This is a genomic window from Mycobacterium sp. 852002-51613_SCH5001154 (assembly GCF_001667425.1).
Classification (GTDB): Bacteria; Actinomycetota; Actinomycetes; order Mycobacteriales; family Mycobacteriaceae; genus Mycobacterium.
In genome coordinates this window covers 138,024-144,386 of the sequence record NZ_LZII01000045.1, presented here as the reverse complement: position 1 = coordinate 144,386, position 6,363 = coordinate 138,024, and the positions used below count along the sequence as shown (strand labels likewise).

The 6,363-nt window shown below is 66.9% G+C and carries 9 protein-coding genes and 2 tRNA genes; 4 read left to right on the top strand and 7 right to left on the bottom strand.

Annotated elements, in window-relative coordinates:
• Positions 1 to 144: 144 nt before the first annotated feature.
• From A5750_RS26100 to A5750_RS12330, 4 genes are all read right to left on the bottom strand, one after another.
• The gene (locus A5750_RS26100; protein WP_090419013.1) at positions 145 to 300 is read right to left on the bottom strand and encodes a DUF6131 family protein; all 156 of its coding nucleotides are present in this window, start codon (positions 298 to 300) and stop codon (positions 145 to 147) included.
• Positions 301 to 310: 10 nt separating this feature from the next.
• Positions 311 to 559 (bottom strand): hypothetical protein, encoded by a 249-nt coding sequence (locus A5750_RS12340; RefSeq protein ID WP_066953370.1) that lies wholly within the window; start codon positions 557 to 559, stop codon positions 311 to 313.
• A gap of 103 nt (positions 560 to 662) precedes the next feature.
• Positions 663 to 1,073, bottom strand: a complete 411-nt coding sequence (locus A5750_RS12335; protein WP_067263108.1) for an MmcQ/YjbR family DNA-binding protein — start codon at positions 1,071 to 1,073, stop codon at positions 663 to 665.
• Between the two features lie 26 nt (positions 1,074 to 1,099).
• Positions 1,100 to 2,041: a class I SAM-dependent methyltransferase gene (locus A5750_RS12330; RefSeq protein WP_066953374.1), complete on the bottom strand. Its 942-nt coding sequence runs from the start codon at positions 2,039 to 2,041 to the stop codon at positions 1,100 to 1,102.
• Between the two features lie 207 nt (positions 2,042 to 2,248).
• On the opposite strand from A5750_RS12330, the gene A5750_RS12325 reads away from it, so the two are divergent.
• Together A5750_RS12325 and A5750_RS12320 are read left to right on the top strand one after the other, a co-directional pair.
• Positions 2,249 to 3,247, top strand: coding sequence for a phosphotransferase family protein (locus A5750_RS12325; RefSeq protein WP_231989182.1), 999 nt, complete (start codon positions 2,249 to 2,251; stop codon positions 3,245 to 3,247).
• Positions 3,248 to 3,266: 19 nt separating this feature from the next.
• Entirely contained in the window at positions 3,267 to 3,764 is a 498-nt protein-coding gene (locus A5750_RS12320; protein ID WP_066953377.1) for a hypothetical protein, read from the top strand.
• Positions 3,765 to 3,777: 13 nt separating this feature from the next.
• Here A5750_RS12320 and A5750_RS12315 read toward each other — a convergent pair whose 3' ends face one another.
• From A5750_RS12315 to A5750_RS12305, 3 genes are all read right to left on the bottom strand, one after another.
• Entirely contained in the window at positions 3,778 to 4,428 is a 651-nt protein-coding gene (locus A5750_RS12315; RefSeq protein WP_156664322.1) for a DUF1345 domain-containing protein, read from the bottom strand.
• 80 nt (positions 4,429 to 4,508) lie between these two features.
• Positions 4,509 to 4,581, bottom strand: a tRNA-Arg gene (locus A5750_RS12310).
• 43 nt (positions 4,582 to 4,624) lie between these two features.
• Positions 4,625 to 4,713: transfer RNA gene (locus A5750_RS12305), tRNA-Ser, on the bottom strand.
• A gap of 84 nt (positions 4,714 to 4,797) precedes the next feature.
• Here A5750_RS12305 and hisC point away from each other — a divergent pair.
• Together hisC and A5750_RS12295 are read left to right on the top strand one after the other, a co-directional pair.
• Positions 4,798 to 5,865: a histidinol-phosphate transaminase gene (gene hisC, locus A5750_RS12300; protein WP_066953379.1), complete on the top strand. Its 1,068-nt coding sequence runs from the start codon at positions 4,798 to 4,800 to the stop codon at positions 5,863 to 5,865.
• A gap of 11 nt (positions 5,866 to 5,876) precedes the next feature.
• On the top strand, positions 5,877 to 6,338 hold the full coding sequence (locus A5750_RS12295; RefSeq protein ID WP_066953381.1) for a DUF4334 domain-containing protein: 462 nt from the start codon (positions 5,877 to 5,879) through the stop codon (positions 6,336 to 6,338).
• The last annotated feature ends 25 nt before the right edge of the window (positions 6,339 to 6,363 follow it).

Sequence of the window (6,363 nt, the reverse complement as noted above, 5' to 3'; positions counted from 1 at the left end):
CGCGCGGCGTGGGGGCGCGCCCCCCTACCCCCCCGCCCCGCCCCCGCCCGCCCCCCCCCCCCTCCCCCCCCCCCCCCCCCCCCTCCCCCCGCCCCCCCCCCCCCCCCCCCCCCCCCCCCCGATTCCGTTTTCCCGGCGAAGTGGCTAATACCAGTAGCGCCGGCCGGCGACTGGGCGGCCGATGGAGCCCATAATCCACAGGACGGCGCCGATGACGAGCACGACGACGCCGATTTCCCACAGCAACGGGACGCTGAATACAAACCCGAGAATAAGTAGGACTACGCCTAGGACGATCATGAGGACTCCTTTAGATGAGGGGCACTAGGACAGCAGGCATTGAACTGGGCTGCGGAACATGGCAGTCCTTGACTTTCGGGTTGACGCCCCCGTAATTCAAAGGGCCCGCGATGACGGTCAACGCGATGTTTCCCGCCGTGACACAACTGGTTGAGTCACCTTTGAAGTAATCGCGTTGCCATGCCGCAAACACCCCGATGAGCAGCCATACCAGGGCAATGGTGCCGATGATTCCGCTGCCACGCATGGTGACCTCCAATGTGCTCGAGAAAAATTTCTCGTGGACGATAGTTACCCATTCGACTTGTGTCTAAACATTGGCGACGGGTGAATTCGGCAGTGTGCCAGCGAAGCCCGGGGGACTAAGCGCGGTCGGCGAGCCACGCCGCGGCCCGCCTCTTCGACGCCCGCGAAAGCCATGCGTCCTGGATCAGCTCGGTAAGTTCCGTCCTGCCGATTTCGGGCAGCCGGGCGGCCCGCACAAGCACCGACGGATGTCCGGCAAAGTGGTCGGTGGTGAAGAACGGCGAATCGGGATCCTGGGTGAGCGCCAGCTTGTCGCTCTCCGACTCCACCCAGAACATGATCACGTCGGCATAGCGCTCGCCGGTGTCCTGATCGGTCGCGTCGGGCTGCGGCGTGCGAAAGAACACAAACGACTTACCGCCCACCTGATAGATGGCGTTGCCCTTCGGACCCTCGAGGCGCTGGACGTGCGGCATCGACGCGGCGATCTCGTGTACGTCGCTTAGCCGCGCGGGTCGATCGGCCACACCGCGAGGGTAGCGGCGCTGACGCCCTACCCGCTCCGCCGCGCGGACACGTACAGCGTGGGCGGCATCGTGTGTTCCGCGTCCTGCGCAACGTTGCGACCGTAACGAGCCATCAACTCCGAAAACGTCGCCGTGGCGACGTCCCACCCCCGGTCCCGCAGCCAGCCGTCGACGGGGGTGCGCTCTTCGGGATACCAGAGGTCGTCGTAGTCGGTGATCTCGGAGTCGACCAGCTTGGCGGCCGCGGCCCGCATGCGCTGCATGTCCTCGCGCTGGCGCCGGACGAGCTCCGGATCGGTGAAGCCCGCGCCCGGCACGTTCGAAGCCAGCCAGCTGCCGTCCGCGCTGAACGAATGGATGCGCTCGAACAACAGGTCCTGGGCCTGCGCGGGCAGGTAACGGACCAGACCCTCGGCCGACCAGGCTGCGGGCTTGGTCGCGTCAAATCCAGCCTCCTGCAAGGCTTTCGGCCAATCCTGCCGGAGATCGATCGGCACGTTCACCAGTCGTGCCTTCGGCTGGGCGCCGTGCTCGCGCAGCGTGTTGGATTTGAAGTCCAGCACCTTGGGCTGATCCAGCTCGTAGACGACCGTGCCGTCGGGCCATGGCAGGCGCCAGGTGCGCGCGTCCAACCCGGCGGCCAAAATCACCACTTGCCGGACGCCGGAGTCGGCCGCGTTTAGGAAGAACTCGTCGAAAAACGCTGTCCGCGTGGCCATGAAGTCGATCATCAGCTGGATGCGCGTGCCCACCTCGGGCTCCAGCTCCACCGCCTTGGCCAGGAGTGCGGGGTCGGCGTAGATGCTCCACATGCCTTCGCCGGCCGCGTCGACGAACACGCGCGCAAACGGGTCGCTGATGAGCGGGGCGGGGCTCTCGGTCTCGGCGGCCCGCGCCGCCGCGACACCCAGTGCGGTGGCTCCCACGCTTTGGGTGATGTCCCAGGAATCGTTGTCGGTACGCGGCATCGCCAGTCCCCTTCACGCGCGAGTCAGTTAGTTCCGCACACTATTGTTCCAGCCTCCGCCGCCCGGGGCCGCTTCCCGGCGGTGGCCTACGCTTTTTCCCAGACGGCCCACAGGGTTGCAGAGGAGCGCTGGCATGACGGAAGTGGTTGCCCCGATCGGCAAGGGCCGCACGTGGACGCCGTGAACCTGGACGCCGTCGCGGCGTGGATGTCCGAGCAGGGACTCGGCGAAGGCCCGTTAGAGGACGTCTCCCCCGTCACCGGCGGCACCCAGAACGTCATGCTGCGGTTCAGCCGGGCCGGCCGCCCTTATGTGCTGCGGCGCGGGCCGCGGCACCTGCGCCCGCGCAGCAACAGCGTCATCCTGCGGGAAACGAAAGTCCTTGCCGCCCTGGCCGATTCCGACGTACCTCGCCCGCACCTGATTGCCGTCTGCGAAGACCCCGCCGTCCTGGGTGACGCCGTTTTCTACCTGATGGATCCGATCGACGGGTTCAACGCCGGCGAGGGACTGCCGCCGCTGCATGCGGGCGATGCCGGCGTGCGGCACGGCATGGGCCTCTCGATGGCCGATGCGTTGGCCAAGCTCGGCGCCGTCGACCACGTCGCGGCGGGGCTCGCCGACTTCGGCAAGCCGGAAGGCTTCCTCGAACGCCAGGTGCCGCGCTGGCTCTCGGAGCTGGACTCGTACAGCGCCTACGACGGCTACCCGGGACCGGACATCCCGGGCATCGAGGAAGTGTCGGCCTGGCTGGAGCACCGTCGGCCCGCGACGTGGACGCCCGGCATCATGCACGGCGACTACCACGCCGCCAACGTGATGTTCTCCCGGACCGGGCCGGACGTGGTTGCCATCGTCGACTGGGAGATGTGCACGATCGGCGACCCACTGCTGGACCTGGGCTGGCTGCTGGCCACGTGGCGCCAGGCCGACGGTTCCAGCGTGTTCAGCCACGCCCTGGGCGGTCAGGACGGTCTGGCCGGCACCGACGAACTGTTGAAGCGCTATGCGGCCAACACCACCCGCGACTTGTCGCATATCACCTGGTACACGGTGCTGGCCTGCTTCAAGCTGGGCATCGTAATCGAGGGGACGCTTGCCCGCGCCTGCGCGGGCAAGGCCGAAAAGGAGGTCGGCGACCAGCTGCACGCGGCCACGGTGCAACTGTTCGAGCGCGCGCTTGGCCTCATCAAGAACGCGTCCTGATCCACTAACATCTCCCTTCGTGCCGCCTTACCCCGAGGAACCCGACTACTACTCCGATCCCACCCAGGCCGCAGGGTATGGCGGGTATTACGACGAGCCGGCGCCCCAGCCCGAGCCGCCGACTCCGTGGTACCGCCGCCCGGCGGCGCTGGTCGCGGCCGGCGCGGTAGGGGTGATCGTGCTTGCGCTCGTGGCGTACGCGGTGGTCAAGCTGGCGACCGGCTCCCCCACTCACAGCCCGGCAGCGACGACTACGACCACCGCGCCGACCACAACGGTGACCACCACCACGACCACGGAGGCGCCGCGGCACCACGGTGGGGGCGGCGGTGGCGGCGGCGTCCCGACCGAGACCGTCACCGAGACGGCCCCGCCACCGAGCTCCGACACCCCCACCACAACGGAACCGCCGAGCACCGTTACGGTCTCGCCGAGCACCGACACCAGCACCGTCACGCAAACCGTGACCGTGCCGCCCCGTCGCGGACCGTTCGGGGGCCCGTTCGGCGGACGCTAGCGACCAGGGGCCGTCATAGTTTGGCGCTCAACCCGGCGACCATGTTGATGGTGACCGCCAGGATTACCGCGCCAAAAAGGTACGACAGCAGCGCATGGCGTAAAACGGTTGCGCGCAGCCGCGAGGCGTTGATCTCCGTGTCGGAGACCTGAAAGGTCATACCGACGGTGAACGCCACATAGGCGAAGTCCAGGTAACGCGGCGGATGTGGGTCGTGGAAATCGATGCCTCCGACCTCGTCGGAGTAGTAGAGGCGTGCATAGTGCGCGGTGAAAAGCGTATGCACGGCAAACCAGGACGCCACCACGGCCAGAATGCCGACGCCCGCGGCTGCGACGGCTTCGCCGCCCGAATGTGCGCCCGCTGCTACGACGTATCCCACCCCGCCGAGGCTGCCCACGCTCGCTGAGACGATGACCACGTCGGCGAGCAACCGGGTGGCGTCTTCACGTGTCGCATGCCGGGCGGTGCGTTCTGCATCCATCGGGCCGATGATCAGCCAGCTCCACGCGACATACAGCCCCGCGGCGACAACCCAGCCGAGCAGAGCGAACCTCCAACCGACTGACCCGGCGATGACGACTGCCACCGCCGTTCCGGCCATCAAGGCAACGAAGAGCCGCACCGCGACGGTGTCGCGGAGGAAGCGCATATAGGAGGTCACAGGTCGACTTAAGCAGATGCCCCGAATGCGACCGGTCGGAAGAGGTCCCCAGCTAACACGCTGGGCCACGATTTCAACAGCGCGCCCGAAGGGATTCGAACCCCTAACCTTCTGATCCGTAGTCAGATGCTCTATCCGTTGAGCTACGGGCGCCCGTGTTCAGTTGTCTTGCGTCGTGTTCCTTGAAAAGACCCAGCGGAGGCGAGAGGATTTGAACCTCCGGTCCCCTTTGAGGGGGACAACTCATTAGCAGTGAGCCCCATTCGGCCGCTCTGGCACGCCTCCCTTGGACTGTTTGAGGGTACCCGACCCCTTTCCGGTCTCGCGGAACCGGCCATAGCGTACACATCCGCGACATAAACTGTCGAAGTGACCGCTCGCCTGCGTCCCGAACTGGCCGGATTGCCAGTCTATGTGCCCGGCAAGAACGTGCCGGGCTCGATCAAGCTGGCCAGCAACGAGACCGTGTACGGTCCGCTGCCCAGCGTGCGGGCGGCGATCGAGCGCGCCGTCGCCGTCGTGAACCGCTATCCGGACAACGCCAGCGTGGACCTCAAGGCGGCGTTGGCGATGCACCTTGGCTCCAACGTCGCACCGGAGCACATCGCGGTCGGCAGCGGTTCGGTCACCTTGTGCCAGCAGCTCGTGCAGATCACCGCATCCGCCGGCGACGAGGTGATGATGGGCTGGCGCAGCTTCGAGTGCTACCTGCCCATCGTCCAGGTTTCCGGCGCGACCGCGGTCAAAGTGCCGCTGGCCGACCACACGCACGACCTCGACGCCATGCTCGCCGCGATCACCGACCGCACCCGGCTGATCTTCGTCTGCAACCCGAACAATCCGACGTCCACGGTGGTCGATCCGGACGCCCTGGCCCGATTCATCGAGGCCGTGCCGCCGCACATCCTGATCGCCATCGACGAGGCCTACGTCGAATACATCCGCGATGGCATGCTGCCCAACAGCTTGGAGCTCGCGCTATCCCGCAGCAACGTCGTTGTGCTGCGGACCTTTTCAAAGGCGTACGGCCTGGCGGGCTTGCGCGTCGGTTATGCGATCGGCCACCCCGACCTGATCACCGCGCTGGACAAGGTGGTCATGCCGTTCGCCGTGACGAACGTCGCCCAGGCGGCCGCCATCGCGTCGCTGGAGGCATCCCACGAGCTGGCGGCCCGCACCGATGCTCTGGTGGCCGAGCGCACCCGGGTCAGCGCCGGGTTACGCGACGCCGGGTTCGCCCTGCCCCCCTCGCAGGCCAACTTCGTCTGGCTGCCGCTGGGTGCCCGTACGGCGGACTTCACCGAGCAGGCCGCCGACGCGCGGCTGATCGTGCGACCGTTCGCCGGCGAGGGCGTGCGCATCACCATCGGTGCGGTGGAGGAGAATGACGCTCTGTTGCACTTCGCCCGCGAGTGGATTTCCCGCACCGAAACGTAAGGAGTGGTCCGTTGGACTTGGCGCGCAAACTGTTCACCGAGTTCAAGGAACGCGGCGGCGACATTCCCGACAGCGAACTCGACGACTTCTGGGCCAGCCTCGAACCCGCGACGATCGAGGGGATGCTCGGCGAGTGGAAGGGCGGCGAGTTCCGCACCGGCCACAGGATGAACGGTCAGCTGGAGAAGGCGGGCTGGTTCGGCAAGACCTTCCAGTCCGCCCGCGACGTGCAGCCGCTGGTCTGCCTCGACGCCGACGGCAACAAGTTCTCGAACAAGGAGATGGGCAAGGGCGAGGCCAGCCTCTGGCTCGAAGAGTTCCGCGGGGAGGTCACCGCGACGATGGTCTACGACGGCCAGCCCGTGCACGACCATTTCAAGAAGATCGACGACGACGCCGTGATGGGCATCATGAACGGCAAGGGCGTCCGGGACAACGGCCGGTACTACTACTTCTACCTCGAACGGGTCTAGCGGCTAAGCCTTCGGGTGTGCGGCT

Bases quoted from the DNA above. Each gene is read 5' to 3' on its own strand.
- A5750_RS26100 (WP_090419013.1), bottom strand. From the start codon at position 300: ATGATCGTCCTAGGCGTAGTCCTACTTATTCTCGGGTTTGTATTCAGC.
- A5750_RS12330 (WP_066953374.1), bottom strand. From the start codon at position 2,041: ATGCCGCGTACCGACAACGATTCCTGGGACATCACCCAAAGCGTGGGA.
- A5750_RS12325 (WP_231989182.1), top strand. From the start codon at position 2,249: ATGTCCGAGCAGGGACTCGGCGAAGGCCCGTTAGAGGACGTCTCCCCC.